Here is a 22,842-nt window from a genome sequence, read left to right as displayed (position 1 = left end):
GCGAACATGCTGTTCGGCCCCGTCCATACGAACTCGACGGTCCCGCCCGTCGATGATTTTCGCGACCGCGAGTTCCTGCTCGGACATGTTGCCGATACGCTCGCGTTCTACGCGCCTTCGGCACACGATCCTTCCGGCGGCTTTTATCACTACTTCAAGGACGACGGCACCGTCTACGACCGCACGACGCGCCACCTCGTCAGCAGTTGCCGCTTCGTCTACAACTATGCAATGGCCTATCGTCACTTCGGCGATCCGCAATACCTCGACTATGCGCGTCATGCACTCGCTTTCCTGCGCGACGCGCACTGGGACGCCGAGCATGCGGGGTACGACTGGGAAATCGAATGGCGCCACCGTGAAAAGCGCACGCTCGACGGCACGCGGCACTGCTACGGGTTGGCGTTCGTGCTGCTCGCGCAGTCGCACGCCGCCGCGGCCGGCATCGAGGAGGCTCGCCGTCAGATCGCGGAAACGTTCGAACTGATGGAGCGGCGCTTCTGGGATCCGGCCGCCGGACTCTATGCCGACGAAGCCACGCCCGACTGGCATGTCTCCACCTATCGCGGCCAGAACGCGAACATGCACGCAACCGAGGCACTGCTCGCGGCTTACGAGGCGACGGGCCATCTCGTCTATCTCGATCGGGCCGAGCGCATTGCGACGAATATCACCCAGCGCCAGGCGAAGCTTTCGCATAGCCTCGTCTGGGAGCATTTCCACGCCGACTGGTCCGTCGACTGGCACTACAACGAAGACGACAGCTCGAACATTTTCCGTCCGTGGGGCTTCCAACCGGGGCATCAGACCGAATGGGCGAAGCTGCTGCTGATCCTCGAGCGGCACCGCCCGTTGCCGTGGCTGCTGCCGCGCGCGGTGGAGCTTTTCGACGCGGCGCTGACGCACGCCTGGGACGACGAGCATGGCGGCCTATGCTACGGCTTCGCGCCCGACGGTACCGTTTGCGATCACGACAAGTACTTCTGGGTGCAGGCAGAGACGCTCGCCGCGGCAGCGCTCCTGGGCCAGCGTACGGGCAGTGAGCGCTTCTGGGACTGGTACGACGAGATCTGGCGCTACAGCTGGACGCATTTCGTCGATCATCGCCACGGCGCGTGGTACCGCATTCTGACGTGCGACAACCGTAAGTACGGCGACGAGAAGAGTCCGGCCGGGAAGACCGACTATCACACGATGGGTGCCTGCTACGAAGTGCTGAACGCGCTCGATGACGGGCAAGCGCGCCCTCAACCGGAAGACCGTTCATGAGCACGCCCCACGCCACCGGCCTTCCGCTTTTCGTCAGCGCGGGCGATATCCTCACCGATCTCGTACGCGAACGGGATTCGCATTGGCTCTCGCATCCGGGCGGGGCGGGCTGGAACGTAGCACGCGCTGTGGCACGGCTCGGCGTGCCCAGCGCGTTCGCCGGTGCGATCGGCTCTGATTGTTTTTCGGACGAACTCTGGCAGGCGAGCCTCGACGCCGGACTCGACATGCGCTTCATCCAGCGCAGCCAACGCCCGCCTCTGTTGGCCATCGTCCATCAGGCGCACCCGCCCGCGTATTTTTTCATCGGCGAGGGCAGCGCCGATCTGGCATTCGATCCCGCACGACTGCCCGAGGGCTGGGCCGCGGCCGCGCAATGGGCGCACTTCGGCGGAATCAGCCTCGCACGCCAGCCGCTCGCGGCCACGCTTGTCGCGCTCGCCGCGGATTTGCGCGCACACGGCGTGAAAATCAGCTTCGATCCGAACTATCGCAACCTCATGGAGCACGGCTATCGTCCCACGCTCGAAACGATGGTCGGACTGGCCGATCTCGTCAAAGTGTCGGACGAGGATCTGCGGTGCCTGTTCGGCACCGATGAAGACACGGCGCTCGCGAGCCTGCGCGCAATGAACCCGCAGGCCGCAATCCTCGTCACGCGCGGGCCGCATACCGCCACATTCCTCGCCGGGGACGAAACGATCGAGGCAGCGCCGCCGCGCGTCGAAGTCGTGGATACGGTCGGCGCCGGCGACGCTTCGATCGGCGGTTTTCTGTTCAGCACGATGCGCTGGCCGCAGCGCAGTTGGCGCGAGCACCTGTCGTTCGCGCTGGCCGCCGGCGCGGCGGCGTGCGGGCATGCGGGAGCGCATTCCCCGACGCTCGACGAGGTGGTCGCCCTCATGCCCGCGTAGTAGCGGCCGGAAAGGCCCGCTGGCCACCGAAACGGGTCGTTCAACGCGTGCTAGGATGCAAAAGCATCCACTCCAAATGAAAGGAGCGGCATCATGGACGACGTGACCTACACCAAGGGCATCTACACGGCGACGGCTGCCGTACGACAGCTCGACAATGGGCAATTCCAAGGCGTCGTATCACTGGCCCGCGACGACGCTACGGCTCCCGAGACAACGGCTTACGAGGTGGAAGCGCCCAGTCCGAGTGCTGCCGAAGCCCTCGAGGAGGCCAAGGCGCTCGCGCATCGCATCCTCGGCGAGCTCGAGCTCTAGCGAGTCCCTTAGGCGGGTTTGGCAGATCGCCCCGCTCCATCGACCTGCTTCATGGACCGCTTCGCGAACACCCTTTCCCGTTCGCAGCCCCCTTTTCCCGAACTCGCGCCTGGGCAGCGCTGCAGGAGGCGAATATGGTCGAACAACTCTATCTTTACGGCGTCTATTCGATTCACGTCCGTGCGATCGAGCTCGAGGGCGCCCGCTGGGACGCGGAGTACGAAATCCGCCACCAGGACAAACCGGTGCAGAAGTGGACGACGGTCGGCGGCGACGGCGGCTACGCGACCGAAGATGAAGCGATCGACGCCGCGCACAAGCACGCCGTGACCGACATCGAGCATGGCGCCGGTGTGCCGAAGCCCAAAGCGTTCCCCTGATCGGCAATCGCGCGGCACCGTGTTACGCTCGGGCCGCATCCATTCCGAGGCCCGCGCGAATGCCAGCCAATACGTCAGCACGCAACGGAACAACCGCTTCGCAAGAGGCGCCGGCAGGCCGCGCGCGCCAATCGTCAGAAGGCACACCGGAAAGCGCCGGCCTGCGCGCGCGCCGTGGCCGCGTCTTGCGCATGCAAACCGGAAACACGGTGGTATCGCACGGTCTGCCCGATCACGATCTGCACGATATCTATCACCGCGCATTGACGGCGAGCTGGCCCATGTTTTTCGTGTCCCTCGCCGCTTTCTTCGTACTCCTGAATACGGTCTTCGCAAGCCTCTATCTGCTCGGTCACGCGCCCATTGCCAACCAGTCTCCGCCCGGCTTTCTCGGCGCGTTCTTTTTCAGCGTGGAGACGCTCGCGACGGTCGGCTATGGCGATATGCACCCGCAGACGAGCTATGCCCACCTGATCGCGACGCTCGAAATATTCACCGGCATGTCGAGCATCGCGTTGGCGACGGGCCTGATCTTCGTGCGCTTCTCGCGCCCCCGCGCGCGCATCATGTTCGCGCGCTACGCCGTCGTGCGCCAGCTCGACGGCCGTCTCACGCTGATGGTCCGCGCCGCCAATGCGAGGCAAAACGTCATCGTCGAAGCGGGTGCCAAACTGCGGCTCATGCGCTACGAGTCCACCCCGGAGGGCTACTCGCTCTGGCGCATTTCGGATCTCGCGCTCGTGCGCGATCGCCATCCGATCTTCCTGCTCGGCTGGGTGTTGATGCATGTGATCGACGAGACGAGCCCGCTGTACGGCGCAACGGCCGAGAACCTCGCCGCGTCCCGCGCGTCGCTGCTGATTCACATCGAAGGGTCGGACGAAACGACTACGCAATCGATGGAAGCACGGTATACGTGGCCGAACGAACAGATTCTCTGGCACCATCGATTCGTCGATCTTCTCCATGACGACGAAAACGGCGTGCGCCACATCGATTACACGCATTTCCATGAGGTCGTCCCCATCGAAGACGGCGACGACGCGCCGCGCGCCTGAACGCAGCACGAACACGCCGCGAGCGTCGGCGCGGCGCGGAGCCGACACGAGTCAGAGGGTGAATTCACTCCCATTACCATCGATTCGGGCAGAAATTTGCACGACAAGCGCCACTCGCGCGCGATAAAGCAAAAACTCTCCACTATTGCCGCGAAAGAATGGAGGCTTGGCCCGCGGCGCGACGCCGCGTCGCGGGCCTGCCGCCTGCGCACGTACCGCGCGGCGCAATAACTGGAGACACCCGTCATGACCGCGTGCCTGGCCCTCGAGGGCACCCCCGCCCTATCCGAATATCGGCTCACCGATAACCTGAGCGCCACGCGGGGCCGCATCTTTCTGACCGGCACGCAGGCCCTCGTGCGGCTGATGCTGATGCAGCGGCGCCTCGACCGCACACGCTCGCTCAATACGGCTGGCTTCGTGAGCGGCTATCGCGGCTCGCCGCTCGGCATGGTCGATCAGCAGATGTGGAAAGCGAAGAAGCTGCTCGACGCGGACGATATCCGCTTCCTGCCCGCGATCAACGAGGAACTCGGCGGCACGGCGGTGCTCGGCACGCAGCGTGTCGAAGCCGACGAAGCGCGCACCGTCGATGGCGTCTTCGCGATGTGGTACGGCAAGGGGCCCGGCGTCGACCGCGCAGGCGACGCCCTGAAGCACGGCAACGCGTACGGCTCGTCGCCGCATGGCGGCGTGCTGGTCGTGGCCGGTGACGATCATGGCTGTGTGTCGTCGTCGATGCCCCATCAAAGCGACTTCACGATGATGTCGTGGCAAATGCCGATCGTGAATCCGGCGAACGTCTCGGACATGCTCGAATTCGGCCTCTACGGCTTCGCGCTGTCGCGCTTCTCGGGCGCCTGGGTCGGTTTCAAGGCGATTTCCGAGACCGTCGAATCGGGCTCCACCGTCGATCTCGATGCACTGACGACACAGTGGAATGCGCCGGCCGACTTCACGCCGCCCGTTGATGGCCTGCACAACCGGTGGCCGGATCTGCCCAGTCTCGCCATCGAGGCACGCCTCGCGGCGAAGCTCGACGCGGTGCGAGCCTTCGCGCGCGTCAACAGCATCGACCGATGGATTGCGCCGAGCCCGCATGCCACCGTCGGCATCGTCACGTGCGGCAAAGCGCATCTCGATCTCATGGAGGCACTGAGAAGGCTCGACCTCACCGTTGAGGAGCTCGAGGCGGCCGGCGTGCGGATCTATCAAGTCGGTCTCTCGTTTCCGCTCGAAACGACGCGGCTCGATACGTTCGTCCAAGGCCTGAACGAAGTCTTCGTCATCGAGGAGAAAGGCCCCGTCGTCGAACAGCAGATCAAGGACCACCTCTTCAACCGAGCGGCGGACACGCGCCCTATCGTGATCGGCAAACGCGATGCGAGCGGTGCCCCGCTGCTACCGGCGACCGGCGAATTGCGGCCCTCGCGCGTGCTGCCGCATTTCGCTCAATGGCTCGCGCGCGTCAAGCCCGCGCTCGACAGGCGCGAGCGCGTGGTCGATCTCGTCGCGCCGCAGATTCTCTCGAATGCCGCCGATGCCGTGAAGCGCACGCCCTACTTTTGCTCGGGTTGCCCACACAATACGTCGACGCGCGTGCCCGAAGGCTCCGTCGCGCAAGCCGGCATCGGCTGCCACTTCATGGCTTCCTGGATGGAGCGGGATACGACGGGGCTCATTCAAATGGGCGGCGAAGGGGTGGACTGGGCCTCGCATTCGATGTTCACGAAGACGCGCCACGTCTTCCAGAATCTCGGCGACGGCACCTATTTCCACTCCGGCATCCTCGCCATCCGCCAGGCGGTTGCCGCGAATACGAACATCACCTACAAGATTCTCTACAACGATGCGGTCGCGATGACGGGCGGCCAGCCCGTGGACGGCAGTATCTCGGTACCGCAGATTGCGCGGCAGGTCGAAGCCGAAGGCGTGTCGCGTTTCGTCGTCGTCTCGGACGAGCCGCACAAGTACGACGGGCACCATGCGCTCTTTCCCAAGGGTACGACGTTTCACGATCGCAGCGAGCTCGATGACGTGCAGCGGATGTTGCGCGAGATCGAAGGCGTGACGGTCCTCATCTACGATCAGACCTGTGCGGCCGAGAAGCGGCGGCGCCGCAAGAAGGGCGAGTATCCCGATCCCGACCGGCGCCTTTTCATCAACGAGGCCGTCTGCGAAGGCTGCGGCGACTGCGGCGTGCAATCGAACTGCCTGTCCGTCGAACCCGTCGAAACGCCGCTCGGCCGCAAGCGCCGTATCGACCAGTCCTCTTGCAACAAGGACTTCTCCTGCGTCAACGGCTTTTGTCCGAGCTTCGTCACCGTGCTGGGCGGCACACTCAAAAAGGCCGCGGGCATCGCGTTCGACGAAGCGTCGCTGGCCCGGCGCGTCGATGCGTTGCCGCAGCCGGGCGCGGCGCTCGGCGACGCGCCTTTCGATATTCTCGTCACGGGCGTGGGCGGGACCGGCGTCGTGACGGTGGGCGCCCTCATCAGCATGGCCGCGCATCTCGAAGGCAAGAGCGCGTCCGTGCTCGATTTCATGGGCTTCGCGCAAAAAGGCGGCGCCGTGCTCTCGTATGTGCGCTTTGCCGCGCGCGATGCGTTGCTCAATCAGGTGCGCATCGATACGCAGCAAGCCGACGTGCTGCTGGCCTGCGACATGGTGGTGGGCGCGAGCCCGGATGCGCTACAAACGGTGCGGCACTCGCGCACCCGCATCGTCGTCAACACGCACGCCATTCCGAATGCCGCGTTCGTGCGCAACCCCGATGCGAGCCTCGAGAGCGAGGCACTGCTGGCCAAGATGCGACACGCCGCAGGCAGCGAATTCATGTCCACGTGCGATGCACAAAGCGTCGCAGCCAAGTTTCTGGGCGACACCATCGGCGCGAATATCCTGATGCTCGGCTTTGCCTGGCAGCTCGGACTCGTGCCGGTCTCGCTCGCGGCACTGATGCGCGCGATCGAACTCAACAACGTTGCAGTGCCGATGAACCGGCTCGCGTTTTCGATCGGGCGCCTCGCGGCTGGCGACCCGGCCGGACTCGACGCGTTATGGGCCGAGCGGCACGCCCCACGCGGTGCTCAGTCGCGTGATTTTGTCGCCGGTGGGGCTGCTGTTGGGGCTGCCGCCTCTGCCGCCGGCCTCGAAGCGCTCGTTGCCGATCGCGAAGCGCGGCTCGCGGCGTACGGCGGCGCCCGCTATGTCGAACGCTACCGCGCGCTCGTCCGGCTCGCGCGCGAAGCCGACGCCCGCGCCCCGGACGCAGGCATCGCGCAGGCGGTGGCCGCGGCGTTCTATCGCCTGCTCGCAGTCAAGGACGAATACGAAGTCGCGCGGCTTTATCGCGATGCCGAGTTTCGCGGCGCGCTCGAAGCGCAATTCGAAGGCAGCGCAGGCAAGGACTTCAAGATTCGCTTCAACCTTGCGCCGCCCGCACTCTCGAAGGCCAAGGCGGGCGGTGTGCCGCGCAAGATGGCATTCGGACAATGGCTGTGGCCGGTGCTCGGAGCATTGGCTCGTTGCCGCGGGCTGCGCGGCACCGCGCTCGATCCGTTCGGCAAGACGCTCGAACGGCGCATGGAGCGTGCACTTGCATACGACTACGAGCAAACGATGAAACGCGCATTTGCGATCGTCAGCACCGCGACGGCTGCCGACGTTGCGACGCTAGCGGGCCTTTGCGCGCGCGTGCGCGGCTATGGCCACGTGAAGCTCGCGAGTCTTGCGGCAATGAAACGCAGCGAGCGTGAGATCGCGGCCCGGCTTGGGATCGAGGCGGCAACGAGTCCCGATGTGCAGCGCGCGCTCGACGAAGCGCGCGGCGTTCAAGGGCTGCGGGGGATACCGGTCGTCGTCGCCGGGAAGTAGAGGACGTTGACATGACCATTTAAGAGACCTATTATCTGGTCTCCAGCGGCGGCGACTCGCCTTGGCCATCCGGCCTATAGGCAGCTCGACGCCGTTCTCCTAGACTCATTTCCCGGAGCAAGCGTGCGAACGCGACACGGTTCGCACGCCAAAGCAATCGACCATGGAAAACATCCTTGCACGCGCCTCTATCGGCATCAGCGAATTGAAGATCAATCCCACCGCCGTCATCGAACGCGCGAACGGCCCTGTCGCGGTGTTGAACCGCAACAAGCCGATCGCGTACCTGGTCCCGGCACGGGCATGGGAAGCAGTCTGCGAGCGACTTGGAGACCTTCAACTCGCCGAAATCGTCAGGCAGCGCAGCGGCGAGACCCCGGTGAACGTCAAGATTGAAGATCTATGAACTCCAGTTCCTGCCATCCGCGCTCAAAGAGTGGCGGCGCCTCGACTCTACCGTCCGCGAACAGTTCAAGCAGCGCTTGAGCGCGCGTTTGATCGATCCGCACATCGAATCCGCCAGGCTTTATGGAATGCCGGGATGCTTCAAGATCAAGCCGAAAGCGCCCGGCTACCGGCTCGTGTATCGCGTCGACGAGCACGCCATCACCGTCGTGGTGGTTGCCGTCGGCAAACGCGAGCGCGAAATCGTATATCGCACCGCTCTATCGCGCCTCCATTGAGCGCATCGCTGCGCCTCAACCGCCGCTTTCATTCCATCGAGGCTTCATCCTCTATCCAGTCGATATCGCCGCATAGCACGCAGAGTCGCTCGCCGACACGGATGGCGAGCGAGATCGTGACGCAGGGCAACGCCTCGTTGATCGAAAGATAGGGCTTCGTCGCGTGGACGCGATCGGGCATTTCCATCGCTGCCCGAAAATACGGCCGGCGCATCCAGTTCGCGCCCTCGGCATCGGCAACGGGCATGAAACGCGCCTCTTGGCCCGGCCGATCCGCGCGCAGCACGATGTTGCGGCCCGCCTGACGCCCTTCGGAATCGAGCAGAAAGCAGCGCGCGGCATGGTCGAGCGCCAGAAAGTTCCAGCAAACCTCCTCCAATGGCTCGCCGGCCGCAATCCGTTCGCCGGCTCGCGCGAACGCGCGCAAATAAGGCGCGAGCCGCGCGGCACGGCGTCGCTCGCGCGATTCCGTCTCCGAACGGTGATGCGCGGCGAGTTCCCCGATGCGCGCGGCGGCGTAGCCGCTATCGGCAGGGCCCGCAGCCGGCCTGCCGAAGTAAAAGCCCTGAACGAAATCGGCGTCGCTGGCGAAGGCGAGTTGCGCCTCGTGTTCGGTCTCGACACCCTCGATCAGCACGAGCTTGCCGGCTTCATGCAACAACGCGACGAAGCCCGGCAGAATCGCTGCCGCCGGCGTGCGATGCGCGGCATGCGAAAGCATCATCCGATCGATTTTGACGATGTCGGGATCGAGCTGCCACACGCGCTCGAGATTCGAATCGCCGGCGCCAAAGTCATCGAGTGCGATCAGGAACCCGAGTTCGCGAAAACGGCGCGCCTCCTCGGCGATTCGCTCGAAATCGTGTATCCGGTCCTCGTGGATCTCCAGCACGATGCGCCGCGGCGGCAAAGCAAGCCTCGACAAACTCGCGGCAAACGCCGCCGCATGGTAGGACTCGGTCAGCGCACCCGCATGCACGTTCAGGAACAGCCACTCGCGCTCGGCGCCGAGCATCTTGAAGTTCTCGAGGTGCAGCGTCATCGCGAGCCGGTCCACATGGTGCAGTTCGCCTTGCCGCGACGCCTCGCCGAACACATCGAGCGGCGGCACTGGACAATCGAAGGCGTCGTGCGCACGCAGCAAGCCCTCGTAACCCACCGCGCGCAGGTGAGCCAGGCTGAAGATAGGTTGAAATACGCTCGTGAAGGTCAGCTCGCGGTGCCGCAGCGCATAACGCTGCAATCCGGAGACCATATCGAGCTCGAAACCGGCCGGCGGCGTCACCGGCGCGTCTTGCAACGCGCTCATCATGCGCGCCTCCGGCCGGCGTTTTGAATCGAAGCGAACGGGTTCATTGGCGGAGTTCCTCGGAATGATCTTATTGACGGCTATCGCCACCAAGCAAGCTCCGTGCGCATCCACGCGGCATCCTGCAAACCGCGCCGCTCGCGCATCACGACGGGGCACTTCACGCGAGACGCACCGCGAAGGTGCGCATCCTGCGCAATGCGCGTGCCTCGCGCGCGATCAAAGCACCGGGCCGGGCGCGGCTTCGCGCCGCAACAGTGCATAGAGGATGATGGCCCCGAATGTCGCGGTTCCGATCCCGCCCAGCGCGAAACCGCCGAACTTCAGTGAGAAGTCGCCCGCGCCGAGTACCAGCGTGACGGCTGCGACGATGAGATTGCGGTTGTCCGAGAAGTCGACCCGGTTCGCGACCCAGATCCGCGCACCCGTGACGGCGATGAGCCCGAAGACCACGATCGAGACGCCGCCGAGCACGGGCCCGGGTATCGTTTCGATCAACGCCCCGAACTTCGGCGAGAAGCCGAGCCCGATCGCAATGATCGCGGCGACGACGAACACGATCGTCGCGAGCCCATCGCCCACGAACGCGCGGCCAATGTAACGGTCGAGGTTCTGCCCGGTCATCGCACTCACGGCCTTGATGTGCCCAAGATTCTCGGCAACGAGGATCACCGCTACTGGCGCGATCAGCATCATGGCGTGCGGATCGAAGACCGGCGAGCGGAAATGCGGCATGCCGAACCAGGCCGCATTGGCCACGCTCGCGAAGTCGATCGGCCGGCCGATGCCCATGCCATTGGCGAGCACCGCGTAGAGCGCGTATGCAAGGATGAGGCCGACGAGAATCAGCAGCCGCTGCACCATGCCGCGCGCGAACACGGCGACGATGCCGACGCAGAGCACCGTGACGAGCGCCATCCATGAATCGAAGGCAGACGTGCTGACACCTCTCACGGCGATCGGAGCGAGGTTCAGGCCAATGACCGCCACGACGGCTCCGGTGACGACCGGGGGCATCAGCGTTTCGATCCAGCGCGTGCCGATGGCCGCGACGATCAGGCCGATGACGACATAAGCCGCGCCAGAGGCAACGATGCCGCCGAGCGCCACAGGGATGTTCGGATTCGGGCCGTGGCCGCCATAGGCTGTGACCGCGATGACGAGCCCGATGAACGAAAAGCTGGAGCCGAGATAGCTCGGCACACGTCCGCCCACCAGCACGAAAAAGAGCAGCGTGCCGACGCCCGACATGAAAATGCAGAGATTGGGATCGAAGCCCATCAGCAATGGGGCAAGCACCGTGGAGCCGAACATGGCGACGACGTGCTGTACGCCCATTGCGATCGTCTGTGGCCATGCGAGCCGTTCGTCGGGCCCGACGACACGGCCTTCGACGGCACGCGGCGCGAGGCGCCAGCGCGGGAAATAGGAATCGGCCATGCTCGTGGGGCTCCTTTTTATATCGGCGTGGATGCGCCGCGCAAACAGCGCCGCCTGTTGGTGAAATCACGCGCGAGTTTAAGGAGGGCCGGGTGCCCTGGCAAGCCGTGCGCCGTTCGAGGAAGCCCGGTCTCGAGGCGCTCCGCTTTTGTCGACAGTCGTACTTCCTGCGGCGCGATGTCGCGATACGCCGCGCTTCGCCGCCAAATTCAGCGCCCTTTGATCTCGCTCAATAACCCCAACGCCACGAGGGCGACTATCACGCTGTGACATTTTCAATCCCGATCGAGCGCGCAAGGGACTGCAACGCGGGCAATGGGCGAGCGGCCCGCCCTCGCCTCCCGCGCGCGCCGCAACCCGGAGAGACTTCATGGGTACTCAATCGCCCCCCCTCGGCTCGCGACGAGGGCACACGCTCGAAATCTGGACGCCTGAGGACAAGGCGTTTTGGGAACGGGAAGGCGAAGCCATCGCGAAGCTCAACCTCTGGATCTCGGTTCCCGCGCTCTTCCTGGCGTTCGCGATCTGGCAGGTCTGGAGCGCCGTGGCCGTGCAATTGCCGCTGCTCGGCTTCACATATTCGACGAACCAGCTCTTTTGGCTCGCCGCGGCACCCGCGCTCTCCGGCGCGACGCTACGGATCTTCTACTCGTTCATGGTGCCCATCTTCGGCGGCCGGCGCTGGACCGCGGTCTCCACCGCGTCGCTGCTGATTCCCGCGATCGGCATCGGCTTTGCCGTGCAGGACAACACGACGAGCTATCCCACCATGCTGATCCTCGCGCTCTTGTGCGGTTTCGGAGGCGGCAACTTCAGCTCGAGCATGGCCAACATCAGCTTCTTCTTTCCACGCGAGCGCAAGGGTTCCGCGCTCGGTGTCAATGCCGGCCTCGGCAATCTGGGCGTATCGGTGGTGCAGTTCTTGAGCCCGCTCGTCGTGACGGCCGGCATCTTCGGCGTGTTCGGCGGCGCATCTCAAACCATCGTGAAGAACGGTTTGATCGCTCAAGTCTGGATTCAGAACGCGGCATTCGTCTGGGTGCCCTGGATCGCGATCGCGGCTATCGCAGCCTGGTTCGGCATGAACGATCTGGCCGACGCAAAAGCATCGTTCGCCGCGCAAGCCGCAATCTTCCGCCGAAAGGACAACTGGCTGATGTGCGTGCTTTACCTCGGCACCTTCGGCTCGTTCATCGGCTATGCCGCCGGCTTTCCGCTGCTCATCAAAAGCCAGTTCCCGGGCATCAACGCACTTGCCTACGCATGGCTCGGCCCGCTGATCGGTGCCTCGATCCGCCCGTTCGGCGGCTGGCTGGCCGACAAGCTCGGCGGTGCGCCGGTCACTTTATGGAACTTCGTCGTCATGGCATGCGCGGTAGGCGGGGTCCTTTACTTCCTGCCGTCGGGGCCGTCGGGTGGCAGCTTCGCCGGGTTCTTCGTCAGCTTCCTGGTGCTCTTCATGACCTCGGGCATTGGCAACGGGTCGACGTTCCGCATGATTCCGGTCATCTTCCAGACGCTCAAGCTGCGCGAGGTGAATGCATCCGATCGCGAAGCCGTGCAGCACGCAACGAAGGAAGGCAACACCGAGGCTGCCGCAACGCTCGGATTTTCGGCGGCTATCGCCGCATACGGCGGCTTTTTCATCCCGAAAAGCTATGGCACATCGCTCGCGCTGACGGGTGGCCCCGAAGCGGCGCTCTATGTGTTCATCGGCTTTTACGCCATCTGCATCGCCGTGACTTGGTGGCGCTATGCGCGCCGTAACGCGCCGATGCCTTGCTGAAACGACGGATTGCTTACAAATGAGCCACTTTCTCGATCGCCTCAATCATTTCGCACTGCCGAAGGAATCCTTTTCCGACGGACACGGGGTCACCACCGGCGAGGACCGCACGTGGGAGGACGCCTATCGCAACCGCTGGTCGCACGACAAGATCGTGCGCAGCACGCACGGCGTCAACTGCACGGGTTCGTGTTCATGGAAGATCTATGTCAAAGGCGGGATCGTCACATGGGAAACGCAGCAGACCGATTATCCGCGTACCCGCTGGGACATGCCCAACCACGAACCGCGCGGCTGCGCGCGCGGCGCATCGTACTCGTGGTACCTCTATAGCGCCAACCGCGTGAAGTACCCGATGGTCCGCGCCCGGCTGCTCGAGCGCTGGCGCGCCGCGCTGACGGTATGCCGCGACCCCGTCGACGCATGGGCCTCGATCGTGGAAGACGATGCGGCCCGTCGCGACTATCAAAAAGTGCGCGGCATGGGGGGCTTTGCGCGCAGCAGCTGGGAGGAAGTCAATCGACTCGTTGCCGCCGCCAATGTCTATACGATCAAGCGGCATGGGCCCGACCGCGTGATCGGCTTTTCGCCGATCCCGGCCATGAGCATGGTCAGCTACGCGGCCGGCAGCCGCTATCTGAGCCTCATCGGCGGCGTATCCATGAGCTTTTACGATTGGTACTGCGATCTGCCGCCGTCGAGCCCGCAGGTCTGGGGCGAGCAGACGGACGTGCCCGAATCGGCCGACTGGTACAACTCGAGCTACATCGTCGCGTGGGGCAGCAACGTGCCGCAAACGCGCACGCCGGACGCGCATTTTTTCACGGAAGTCCGCTATAAGGGCACGAAAACCGTCGCGATCACGCCGGACTACAGCGAAGTCGCGAAGCTTTCGGATCTCTGGCTCCATCCGAAGCAAGGTACCGATGCGGCGCTGGCCATGGCGTTCGGCCACGTCGCGCTCAACGAATTCTATTTCAAGACCCGCAGCGCCTATTTCGACGACTACGCACGCCGCTACACCGACTTGCCGATGCTCGTGCTGCTTCGCTCGCGCACGCTCGAAGACGGCCGTACGGCGCTCGTGCCCGACCGCTATGTTCGTGCGAGCGACTTCGACGGTTCGCTCGATCAAGCCAACCACCCGGAATGGAAGACGATTGCCTGCGACACCGCCGGCCAGCCCGTGGTGCCGAACGGCGCCATCGGTTTTCGCTGGGGCGACGAGGGCCGGGACGATGCGGGCAAGTGGAATCTCGAGAACAAGGACGCGCGCGATGGACACGAAGTCAAGCTGAAGCTCTCGTTGCTCGAGAACGCGGACCAGGCGCCGGAAATCGCCGACGTCGCGTTTCCGTACTTCGGCGGCGTGAATTCGCCGCACTTTACCGCGAACGCGCAGCAGGGGGACATCAATCTGGCGCATGTACCCGTCGCGCGCATGCGCCTCACGCAGGACGGCAAGGCCGTCGACGCGCTGGTCGCCACCGTGTTCGACCTGCAAGCCGCGCAATACGGCATCGATCGCGGCCTCGGCAGCGGCGCGGCGAGCTACGACGACAACGCGCCCTACACGCCGGCATGGGCCGAAGCGATTACGGGCGTGCCGCGGGAGCAGATTGTCACGGTGGCGCGCGAGTTCGCCGCCAACGCCGACAAGACGCAAGGCCGCTCGATGATCATCATCGGAGCCGGCATGAATCACTGGTATCACGCCGATATGAACTATCGCGGCGTGATCAACCTGCTGATGATGTGCGGGTGCATCGGCAAGAGCGGCGGCGGCTGGTCGCACTATGTCGGCCAGGAAAAGCTGCGTCCGCAAACGGGCTGGACCGCGCTCGCCTTCGCGCTCGATTGGATTCGTCCGCCGCGTCAGATGAACAGCACGAGCTTCTTCTACGCTCACACGGACCAATGGCGCTACGAGAAGCTCGGCGTCGACGAGATCGTGTCCCCGCTCGCCGACAAAGCGCAATTCAGCGGGAGCATGATCGATTACAACGTACGCGCCGAGCGTATGGGCTGGCTGCCGAGCGCACCACAGCTCGATACCAATCCGTTGCAGGTTGCCAAGGATGCCGCCGCTTCGGGCATGGCGCCCGGCGACTACGTCGCGAAATCGCTGAAATCCGGATCCCTTCGAATGAGCTGCGAGGACCCTGACGCGCCGCAGAACTGGCCGCGCAACATGTTCGTCTGGCGCTCGAACCTGCTCGGCTCGTCGGGCAAGGGTCACGAATATTTCTGCAAGCACCTGCTGGGCACCGATAACGGCGTGCAAGGCAAAGACCTCGGCGCCGGCGATGCGAAACCTGCCGAAGTGCGCTGGCACGACGAGGCACCGCAAGGCAAGCTCGATCTGCTGGTCACGCTCGATTTCCGCATGAGCACCACCTGTCTCTATTCGGACATCGTATTGCCCACCGCGAGCTGGTACGAGAAGAACGACCTCAATACGAGCGACATGCACCCGTTCATCCATCCGCTCTCGGCGGCCGTGGATCCGGTTTGGCAAGCCCGTTCAGACTGGGAGATCTACAAGGGCTTTGCCAAGGCCTTCAGCGAGGTCTGCGTCGGCCATCTCGGCGTGGAAAAGGAAGTCGTGCTCACGCCGCTCATGCACGATACGCCCGGCGAGCTTGCCCAGCCATTCGAAGTACGCGACTGGAAAAAGGGCGAATGCGAGTTGATACCGGGTAAGACGGCGCCGCAGGTCACCGTGGTCGAACGCGATTACCCGAATGTCTACAAGCGCTTCACCGCGCTCGGCCCGCTCATGAACCGCGTGGGCAACGGCGGCAAGGGGATCGCCTGGAAAACCGCCACCGAAGTCGAGCAGCTCGGCGAACTGAACGGCGTGACGCTCGAAGATGGCGTGACGAAGGGCATGCCGCGCATCGTCTCGGATATCGATGCATGCGAAGTCATTCTGCACCTCGCGCCCGAGACAAATGGACATGTCGCCGTCAAGGCGTGGGAGGCGCTTACGAAAGCGACGGGCCGCGAACACAAGCACCTCGCGCTTTACCGCGAAGACGAGAAGATTCGTTATCGCGACATTCAGGCTCAGCCGCGCAAGATCATCAGCTCGCCGACCTGGAGCGGAATCGAAAGCGAAACCGTCAGCTACAACGCGGGCTATACGAACGTGCACGAATTGATCCCCTGGCGCACGCTCACGGGCCGCCAGCAGTTCTATCAGGATCACCCGTGGATGATCGCGTTCGGGGAGGGGTTTTCGACCTACCGTCCGCCCGTCGATCTCAAGGCCACGGCCGGCATCAACGGCGTAAAGCCGAACGGCCATCCCGAGCTCGTGCTGAACTTCATTACGCCGCACCAGAAATGGGGGATTCACAGCACCTACAGCGACAACCTGCTGATGTTGACGCTCAATCGCGGCGGCCCCGTCGTCTGGATCAGCGAGGACGACGCCAGCCAGGCCGGCATCGAGGACAACGATTGGATCGAGCTCTTCAATGTTAACGGCGCGATCGCCGCACGCGCCGTGGTCAGTCAACGTGTCAAACCCGGCATGGTGCTCATGTATCACGCGCAAGAGAAGATCATCAACACGCCGGGCTCGGAAATCACGGGCATACGCGGCGGGATCCACAACTCGGTGACGCGCATCGTGCTCAAGCCCACGCATATGATCGGCGGCTATGCGCAATTGAGCTACGGCTTCAACTACTACGGCACGATCGGCACGAATCGCGACGAGTTCGTGGTCGTGCGAAAGATGAGTCAGGTCGACTGGCTCGATGCACCGGCTAACGAAAGCACGAGAGGTGCGAGCCTGCTTCACGGAGACAAACAATGAAGGTACGCGCACAAATCGGCATGGTGCTGAATCTCGACAAGTGCATCGGCTGCCATACCTGCAGCGTGACGTGCAAGAACGTCTGGACGAGCCGCCCGGGCATGGAATACGCCTGGTTCAACAACGTCGAAACGAAACCTGGCATCGGTTATCCCAAGGAATGGGAGAACCAGGACAAATGGAATGGCGGCTGGGTGCGCCGCGCCGACGGCTCCATTGCGCCGCGCCAGGGAGGCAAGTGGAAGCTGCTCATGCGCATCTTCGCGAATCCGAACCTGCCGCAGATCGACGACTATTACGAGCCGTTCACCTTCGACTACGACCACTTGCAAAGCGCGCCCGAGATGAAGGCCGCTCCGACGGCCCGTCCACGCAGCCTGATCACGGGCCAGCGGATGGAGAAAATCGTTTGGGGTCCCAACTGGGAAGAGATTCTCGGCGGCGAGTTCGCCAAGCGCAGCAAGGATCGGAATTTCGACGACATTCAGAAAGACATCTACGGACAGTTCGAAAACACGTTCATGATGTACTTGCCGCGGCTGTGCGAACACTGCCTGAACCCGGCGTGCGTGGCTTCGTGCCCTTCCGGCTCCATCTACAAACGCGAGGAAGACGGCATCGTCCTGATCGATCAAGACAAGTGCCGCGGCTGGCGCATGTGCGTATCGGGCTGCCCCTACAAGAAGATCTACTACAACTGGAAGAGCGGTAAGGCCGAGAAGTGCATCTTCTGCTATCCGCGCATCGAGGCCGGACAGCCCACCGTGTGCTCGGAGACCTGTGTCGGGCGCATCCGCTATCTGGGTGTGCTGCTCTACGACGCCGACCGTATCGAAGCGGCGGCCTCCGTCGAGAACGACCGCGATCTCTACGAGGCGCAGCTCGATGTCTTTCTCGATCCCAGCGATCCGAAAGTGATCGAGCAAGCGCGTAAGGACGGCGTGCCCGAGAACTGGATCCAGGCCGCGCGCATGAGCCCCGTCTACAAGATGGCGGTCGACTGGAAGGTCGCGTTGCCGCTGCACCCCGAATACCGGACGCTGCCGATGGTCTGGTACGTGCCGCCGCTCTCGCCGATCACATCGGCGGCCAACGCCGGACACATCGGTGTGAACGGCGAGATTCCCGACGTCAACCAGTTGCGCATTCCGGTGCAATACCTCGCGAACCTGCTGACCGCGGGCGACACCGTGCCGGTCGTGCGCGCGCTTGAACGGATGCTGGCGATGCGGGCCTGGCAACGTGGCAAGCATGTCGACGGCATCGAGAACCATGCTGCCCTTGCACAGGCGGGTCTTAGCGTCGAGCAAGTCGACGAGATGTACCGTGTCATGGCGATCGCCAACTACGAAGACCGCTTCGTCATCCCCACCTCGCACCGCGAATATGCCGAGAACGCGTTCGATGTCCGCGGAGGATGCGGATTCAGCTTCGGCAACGGCTGCTCGGAAGGTGTCGGCGAGACGAGCCTGTTCGGCGGCGCAAAGCGCCGCACGATTCCGATCAAGGCGGAGATCTGAGCGATGACGACTCTCGAGACCACCCCGAGCTGCGCAACGACGTTGCGCGCCCTCGCACGCTTGCTGAGCTATCCCGACGCGGCGCTGCGCGCCCACCTGCCCGAGATGCGCACGGCGTTGCGCGACGAAGGCGCACTGATTGCGGGCCGGCTCGCCTCGATCGATGCGCTGATCGATCGCCTGGCCAGTAGTACCGGGCTCGAGGCGGAAGCGGCATACGTCGATCTCTTCGATCGCGGCCGCCGCACCGCTTTGCACCTGTTCGAGCACGTGCACGGCGATTCGCGCGATCGTGGCCCGGCGATGATCGACCTCATCAAAACCTACGAGGACGCGGGGCTCGCGCTCGCATCGGACGAATTGCCCGATCACCTTTGCGTCGTACTCGAATTCGCATCGACGCAACCGCCTATGCAAGCTGCCGATTTTCTGCGCGAGATCGCGCACTTGCTGCGCAACATTCATAGCGCACTCGTCGAGCGGGACAGCGACTATGCGAGCGTGCTGGCCGCACTCATCGAACTCGCCGGCGAATCGGCGGAGCCTGTCGTCCTCGCAAGCGAGCCGGCGCTCGACGACACGTGGAGCGAGCCCGTTGCGTTTGGCGGCTGCTCGGTCGAAGGCCAATCCGCCAACCCGGATCGCTCGCAGCCGATCCATATCGTTAAGACGCCGAAAGCGGGTGGAAACACGCCCCGTGCGCAAGGAGCCTGAGATGAGTCAAGCCGCCTATACCTTCTTTTTCAGCATCTATCCGTACATCTGCCTCGCTATTTTTCTGCTCGGCTCGCTGTTTCGTTTCGACCGCGATCAATACACCTGGAAAAGCGATTCGTCACAGTTGTTGCGCGCGGGGCAGTTGCGCTGGGGAAGCAATCTTTTTCATATCGGCATTCTGTTTCTGCTGTTCGGCCACACGGTCGGGCTCCTGACACCGCATGCGCTCTATGAGTCGATGATTTCCGCCCAACAAAAGCAGATGCTGGCGATCCTCTCGGGTGGGATCGCGGGCTCGCTCTGCTTCGTCGGTCTCACGCTGCTTTTGCATCGAAGGCTTTTCGATCCACGCATCCGGCTGACGAGCCGCCGGACCGACATCGCGATCCTGGCGATTCTCTGGGTCCAGCTCGTGCTTGGCCTCGTTACGTTGCCTTTCTCTTATGCGGACCGCGAAACGGCGGGCACCATGCTGATTCTCGCCAACTGGGCGCAGCATATCGTCACATTGCGGCCCGATGCGAGCATGCTGAGCGCAGTCGAATGGCCGTTCAAGATTCATCTCGTGCTCGGCATGACGATCTTTCTGCTGTTCCCGTTCACGCGGCTCGTGCATGTCTGGAGCGGCTTCGGCACCGTGAGCTACGCATTCCGTCCCTATCAGCTCGTGCGCGCGCGTCGGCTCAACCTGCCGCCCGGCCACACGCGCTCGCAACACCGAATTTGAGAGGCAAGAGATGACGATCCCACAAAACGGCAAGGTGGCCACAGTCAACGGTGTCGCGCTTCATTTGTCCGGCGAAACGCTGAGCGCGGAGGTGCTCAGACAGCGCGCCTGCACCGAGCTCTTGCGCCAAGCCGCGATCGAAGCCGGGCTGCTCGGCGATGACGATCCCACGCCGGTGGACGGTGCCATCAGCGTGGAAGCTACCGCGGCGATCGAAGCATTGCTCGACGATGCCTTGCCGGCACAAGAGCCTTCCGACGAGGCGTGCCGCCGCTATCACGCGGCGCATGCGCGTCGCTACGCCGTGGGCGCGCGCGTGCGAGCAAGGCATGTCCTGTTCGCGGTGACGCCGGGCGTCGATGTAGCGCAATTGCGTACGCGCGCCGAAGCATGCCTGCTCGATATGCGCTGTCAGCCCGACGCGGACGATGGCCGATTCGCGCGCGCCGCCGGGCAATGGTCGAATTGCCCGAGCGGCGCCGAGGGCGGGAACCTCGGATGGCTGAGCGTCGAGGCATGCGCGCCCGAATTTGCGCAGGAGCTTTTCGAAAACAAGGAAGTCGGCGTGCTCCCGCGGCTCGTGCTGAGCCGATTCGGCTTTCACGTCGTCGAAGTGCTCGAGCGCGAGCCCGGCAACGAGCCGCCGTTCGAGAGCGTACGCGCCGCCGTCGCGCAAACGCTGCGGCAGCAGAGCTTTGCAACGGAGCTGCGCCGCTACCTCGATCGGCTCGCGCAAGCGGCGACGCTCGAGGGGCTGGAATTCGAGGCCGACCTCAGCGACGCGAGCGTGCCGCCGCTCTGACGCTCGCCGCGAGCTGTTCCTCGAGCGTTGCGGCACGCCGCTCGCCGCGGCGCGCGCGTCTTGCCTCGCGTCGCAGCAATGCCGCAAATGCGGCCTCGTCGGCCTTCAGGCCGTGACGCGTGCGCACCTTCGGCAACGTATGCAGCTCGCCGGCCTCGAACGCTTCGAGCACGGCCGGATGGATGTAGCAGCGACGGCAAACGGCCGGCGTATTGCGCAACGTCGCGGCGACTTCCTTCACGGTTTCGACGACATGCGTGCGCAGGTGCCGCTCGCCCGGCTGCGGCTCGATGCGCCGCAGCGCACCGAGCGCCAGCACGCTGCCCGCCCAGGTGCGATAGTCCTTCGCGGTGAACTCCGCGCCACTTGCTTCGCGCAGATAGTCGTTGATGTCCGATGAGCCGACGGGATGCCTCATGCCGGCATCGTCGACGTACTGAAAGAGCTCATGCCCCGGCAAATCGAGGCACTTGCGCACGATGCGCGCGAGGCGCGGGTCTTCGACATCGATGTCGTGCTCGATCCCGCTCTTGCCGCGAAAGCGAAAGCGCAGGTGCCCGGCACGGACCGCCGCATGGCGCTTGCGCAACGTGGTCAAACCATAGGAATTGTTTTCTCGCACGTATTCGCGGCTGCCGACGCGCGCGAGCGTGATGTCGAGCAGACGGACGACCGTTGCCACGACCTTGTGCCACGGCATGCCGGGCAGCCGCAAATCGCGCGCGATGCGTGCGCGGATTTTCGGCAAGACGTCCGCGAACGCAGCCATGCGCTCGAACTTGGTGGCGTCGCGCGTCTCGCGCCAGCGCGGGTGATAGCGGTACTGCTTGCGCGCACGCGAGTCGCGGCCGGTCGCCTGCAAGTGTCCGAGCGGGTCAGGACAGATCCATACATCGGTGTAAGCGGGCGGAACGGCGAGCGCGTTGATGCGAGCGACTTCCTCCGCATCGCGAATGCGGCGCCCTTGCGGGTCGAAATAGGCGAAATGTCCGCGAATGAGCCTGCGCCGGATACCCGGCTTCGTATCGTCGACGTAATGCAGGCCGGGCGGCACCTCGACCTCATGGTTGCGATCGAGCGAGCCGGCCGCGGCGCGGTGCGATGGTTCATTCGTGTGGCGGCGACGCGGCATGCGGGCTCGGCAATTCGGTAGGTTCACACCCCGCTCAGCACGCTTCGTGCCATGGGCGATGGATGAACCTTCGTCGTTGCCGAGCCGCGCAATCCAGTCTCAGGCGCTCGCCTCAGCGCTCGGGGGCCACATCTAGCGCTTCGAGCACTCTCACTTGCGGCGGCTCGGCGAGCCAATCCGCGACCGTCGAACGAAACGTCTGGAAGTGGTTGCTCGCGAGATGGCTATCGAACGCGTTCCGGTCTTCATAGATCTCGTACAGATGCAGCACCGGCCCGCTTGGCGATGTTTCTCGAAAAAGATCGTAGCGGTGGTTGCCCGGCTCCTTGCGCGTCACTTCCACCATATGGCGCACCTGCTTTTCCACATCGGTGGCATGTTCCGGCTTCGGCGTGATCGTGGCGATGATATGGGCGCTCATTCCAACTCCTCCTGAAGAGATACGTCGGGAACTTCGAAACCCTCGACTCACGGCGCGAGGGCGTGCGTGCTGGTCACCGATTCTGCCACCGAGTGCCCTCGCGGTGCAGTTCGGTGGCCATCGCTCGATGCGGCATTGCAGCATCGAGCGACATCTGTGCCTCGGCACGGACCTTCACGAAGCGATTCCGAAGGGGCCGGCGAAATCGCCCTCCCCGCCCTGGTGTCGACGCTGTGCGTTTGCATCACGAGCTTTTCCTCTCTTCGATCGCCGTTATCGATTCGGTCCTTTTTTCGAGTGTTGCTTCAATACAGATTCCATACGGATATACGCAAACCGTATTGACATTCCCGCACAATTCTGCAGCCTGAATCAAACCCTCTCTTTAACCTCGTCACTGATTCAACCGCATTCGGTCCAAATCCTCCTTTATTTGAGCAATAACAATCATTCGCAAACGTTTGCCCTTTTCCCGATTTGAAAAGCGCGATGAATGTGTTGCCGCGCACATTCCCTGAGGGTCGCACCCGCTGTGTGTGTGTAATCGGTAATTGACCGACGTCGTTGCGATCTCAGGCGATCTGATGCAGTGGCGAGCGCAGCGGGTTGTCGGCGAAGAGCGATTTCCAGATTCGCGGCGTGAGTTCGTGCACGCGCGAAGCCGGAT

The 22,842-nt window shown here is 63.8% G+C and carries 18 protein-coding genes; 14 read left to right on the top strand and 4 right to left on the bottom strand.

What is annotated here, in order from left to right; genetic code table 11:
- Positions 1–6: 6 nt before the first annotated feature.
- The 8 genes from GWC77_RS22025 (at position 7) to GWC77_RS21990 (ending at position 8,495) form a co-directional block, all read left to right on the top strand.
- Positions 7–1,269, top strand: a complete 1,263-nt coding sequence (locus GWC77_RS22025) for an AGE family epimerase/isomerase (protein WP_173260310.1) — start codon at positions 7–9, stop codon at positions 1,267–1,269.
- Entirely contained in the window at positions 1,266–2,183 is a 918-nt protein-coding gene (locus GWC77_RS22020) for a carbohydrate kinase (RefSeq protein ID WP_173260286.1), read from the top strand. Before GWC77_RS22025 ends, GWC77_RS22020 begins: the two co-directional genes overlap by 4 nt.
- Before the next feature lie 93 nt (positions 2,184–2,276).
- Entirely contained in the window at positions 2,277–2,498 is a 222-nt protein-coding gene (locus GWC77_RS22015) for a hypothetical protein (RefSeq protein WP_173260285.1), read from the top strand.
- A gap of 134 nt (positions 2,499–2,632) precedes the next feature.
- Positions 2,633–2,878, top strand: a complete 246-nt coding sequence (locus GWC77_RS22010) for a DUF6566 family protein (RefSeq protein ID WP_173260283.1) — start codon at positions 2,633–2,635, stop codon at positions 2,876–2,878.
- Positions 2,879–3,069: 191 nt separating this feature from the next.
- The gene (locus tag GWC77_RS22005) at positions 3,070–3,936 is read left to right on the top strand and encodes an ion channel (RefSeq protein WP_173260282.1); all 867 of its coding nucleotides are present in this window, start codon (positions 3,070–3,072) and stop codon (positions 3,934–3,936) included.
- A 246-nt stretch (positions 3,937–4,182) separates the two neighbouring features.
- Entirely contained in the window at positions 4,183–7,812 is a 3,630-nt protein-coding gene (locus tag GWC77_RS22000; RefSeq protein ID WP_173260281.1) for an indolepyruvate ferredoxin oxidoreductase family protein, read from the top strand.
- A 163-nt stretch (positions 7,813–7,975) separates the two neighbouring features.
- Entirely contained in the window at positions 7,976–8,218 is a 243-nt protein-coding gene (locus GWC77_RS21995) for a type II toxin-antitoxin system Phd/YefM family antitoxin (RefSeq protein WP_173260280.1), read from the top strand.
- Positions 8,205–8,495, top strand: coding sequence for a type II toxin-antitoxin system RelE/ParE family toxin (locus GWC77_RS21990; RefSeq protein ID WP_173260279.1), 291 nt, complete (start codon positions 8,205–8,207; stop codon positions 8,493–8,495). Before GWC77_RS21995 ends, GWC77_RS21990 begins: the two co-directional genes overlap by 14 nt.
- Before the next feature lie 28 nt (positions 8,496–8,523).
- On the opposite strand, the gene GWC77_RS21985 is transcribed toward GWC77_RS21990, so the two are convergent.
- Together GWC77_RS21985 and GWC77_RS21980 are read right to left on the bottom strand one after the other, a co-directional pair.
- On the bottom strand, positions 8,524–9,807 hold the full coding sequence (locus GWC77_RS21985) for an EAL domain-containing protein (protein WP_173260278.1): 1,284 nt from the start codon (positions 9,805–9,807) through the stop codon (positions 8,524–8,526).
- Between the two features lie 216 nt (positions 9,808–10,023).
- A complete protein-coding gene (locus GWC77_RS21980; protein WP_173260277.1) occupies positions 10,024–11,244 on the bottom strand; it encodes a solute carrier family 23 protein in 1,221 nt (406 codons plus the stop codon).
- 370 nt (positions 11,245–11,614) lie between these two features.
- On the opposite strand from GWC77_RS21980, the gene GWC77_RS21975 reads away from it, so the two are divergent.
- From GWC77_RS21975 to GWC77_RS21950, 6 genes are read left to right on the top strand one after another with little or no spacing between them, the layout of a single operon-like run.
- Positions 11,615–13,030, top strand: coding sequence for a NarK family nitrate/nitrite MFS transporter (locus GWC77_RS21975; RefSeq protein WP_173260276.1), 1,416 nt, complete (start codon positions 11,615–11,617; stop codon positions 13,028–13,030).
- Between the two features lie 19 nt (positions 13,031–13,049).
- Positions 13,050–16,856, top strand: coding sequence for a nitrate reductase subunit alpha (locus tag GWC77_RS21970; protein WP_173260275.1), 3,807 nt, complete (start codon positions 13,050–13,052; stop codon positions 16,854–16,856).
- Complete coding sequence (gene narH / locus GWC77_RS21965; RefSeq protein ID WP_173260274.1) at positions 16,853–18,376, top strand: nitrate reductase subunit beta; 1,524 nt, start codon at positions 16,853–16,855, stop codon at positions 18,374–18,376. The genes GWC77_RS21970 and narH overlap by 4 nt, the downstream gene beginning before the upstream one ends.
- A 3-nt stretch (positions 18,377–18,379) precedes the next feature.
- Positions 18,380–19,090, top strand: a complete 711-nt coding sequence (gene narJ, locus GWC77_RS21960; protein WP_173260273.1) for a nitrate reductase molybdenum cofactor assembly chaperone — start codon at positions 18,380–18,382, stop codon at positions 19,088–19,090.
- 1 nt (position 19,091) lies between these two features.
- Positions 19,092–19,820, top strand: a complete 729-nt coding sequence (gene narI, locus GWC77_RS21955; RefSeq protein WP_173260272.1) for a respiratory nitrate reductase subunit gamma — start codon at positions 19,092–19,094, stop codon at positions 19,818–19,820.
- 10 nt (positions 19,821–19,830) lie between these two features.
- On the top strand, positions 19,831–20,622 hold the full coding sequence (locus GWC77_RS21950) for a peptidylprolyl isomerase (RefSeq protein WP_173260271.1): 792 nt from the start codon (positions 19,831–19,833) through the stop codon (positions 20,620–20,622).
- On the opposite strand, the gene GWC77_RS21945 is transcribed toward GWC77_RS21950, so the two are convergent.
- A complete protein-coding gene (locus tag GWC77_RS21945) occupies positions 20,594–21,754 on the bottom strand; it encodes a DNA topoisomerase IB (protein ID WP_173260270.1) in 1,161 nt (386 codons plus the stop codon). The genes GWC77_RS21950 and GWC77_RS21945 overlap by 29 nt on opposite strands.
- A gap of 112 nt (positions 21,755–21,866) precedes the next feature.
- A complete protein-coding gene (locus tag GWC77_RS21940) occupies positions 21,867–22,175 on the bottom strand; it encodes a putative quinol monooxygenase (protein WP_173260269.1) in 309 nt (102 codons plus the stop codon).
- Positions 22,176–22,842 lie beyond the last annotated feature (667 nt).

The organism is Paraburkholderia sp. NMBU_R16 (genome assembly GCF_013282575.1).
Lineage (GTDB): Bacteria > Pseudomonadota > Gammaproteobacteria > Burkholderiales > Burkholderiaceae > Trinickia.
Note: the sequence above shows the minus strand (reverse complement) of the source record. Positions and strands in the feature narration are given on the sequence as shown.